The 1,384-nt window shown below is 62.9% G+C and carries 1 protein-coding gene; it reads left to right on the forward strand.

Annotation, left to right across the window (positions count from 1 at the left end):
* Positions 1-78: 78 nt before the first annotated feature.
* On the forward strand, positions 79-1,344 hold the full coding sequence (locus tag ABZX86_RS40180; protein WP_355131725.1) for an IS256 family transposase: 1,266 nt from the start codon (positions 79-81) through the stop codon (positions 1,342-1,344).
* Positions 1,345-1,384: the final 40 nt, after the last annotated feature.

A 1,384-nucleotide genomic window follows, 5' to 3' on the forward strand; every position in this document is an offset into this window, starting at 1 on the left:
GGGAGTGTCGGGATAACGGCGGATCTTGATCTCGGTTCGATCGGCTGAACTTGAGGGTTCGGCAGGAAGGACCGACTGATGTCGGAGACACTCGACGCCGTGGTGAAAGACGGCGTGGACACCAAGAAACTGGCCCAGCAGCTGCTGGCCCAGGCCAAAGCCGAGGGTATCGATCTGCTCGGGCCGGGTGGTTTGCTCAACCAGCTGACCAAGACGGTGCTGGAAACCGCTCTGGAAGCGGAGATGACCGAGCACGTCGGCTACGAGAAACACGACCCGGCCGGTCGTGGAACGGGCAACTCCCGCAACGGAACTCGATCCAAGACCGTGGTCACCGAGATCGGCCCGGTCGAGATCGACGTCCCGCGCGATACGAGTTCCTCGTTCGAACCCAAGATCGTCAAGAAGCGTCAGCGGCGGCTGTCGGGGGTCGACGAGATCGTGTTGTCGTTGACCGCGAAAGGTTTGACGACAGGGGAGGTTTCGGCGCACTTCGCCGAGATCTACGGGACCTCGGTGTCGAAGGACACGGTCTCGACGATCACCGAGAAGGTGGTCGCGGAGATGGTCGATTGGTGCCACCGGCCGCTGGATCGCGTCTATCCGGTCCTGTTCATCGATGCCATCCACGTGAAGATCAGAGATGGTCAGGTCGCGAACCGCCCGATCTATGTGGTCATCGGTGTCACCACCGCCGGCGAACGCGACATCCTCGGGCTCTGGGCCGGTGACGGCGGGGAAGGTGCCAAGTTCTGGCTGCAAGTGCTCACCGAGCTCAAGAACCGTGGCGTCGCCGATGTCTGCATCGCCGTCTGCGACGGGCTCAAAGGCCTACCGGAGGCGATCAACACCGTCTGGGAACGCACGATCGTGCAAACCTGCGTGATCCATTTGCTGCGCAACAGTTTCCGCTACGCGGGACGGCAGCACTGGGCCGAGATGAGCAAGGACCTCAAACCCGTTTACACCGCCCCGAGTGAGGCCGCGGCCCGGGAACGGTTCGGGGAGTTCGCCACGAAATGGGGTGGCCGCTACCCGGCGATCGTCAAACTCTGGAACAACGCCTGGACCGAGTTCGTCCCGTTCCTGGACTATGACGTGGAGATCCGGCGGATCATCTGCTCCACCAACGCGATCGAGTCGTTGAACGCCCGTTACCGGCGCGCGATCCGCGCCCGCGGGCACTTCCCGTCCGAGCAGTCGGCGTTGAAATGTTTGTATCTGGTGACCCGTTCCCTCGACCCCACCGGGCGAGGCCGGGCACGATGGGCCATGCGGTGGAAACCGGCGCTCAACGCCTTCGCGATCACCTTCGAAGGCCGGATCCACCCAACCGGAAACTAACCCACACCGAGACCGGATCCACCGTTAATCCGAAACTCCC

The sequence above is a fragment of the Nocardia sp. NPDC006630 genome, assembly GCF_040611495.1.
Lineage (GTDB): Bacteria > Actinomycetota > Actinomycetes > Mycobacteriales > Mycobacteriaceae > Nocardia.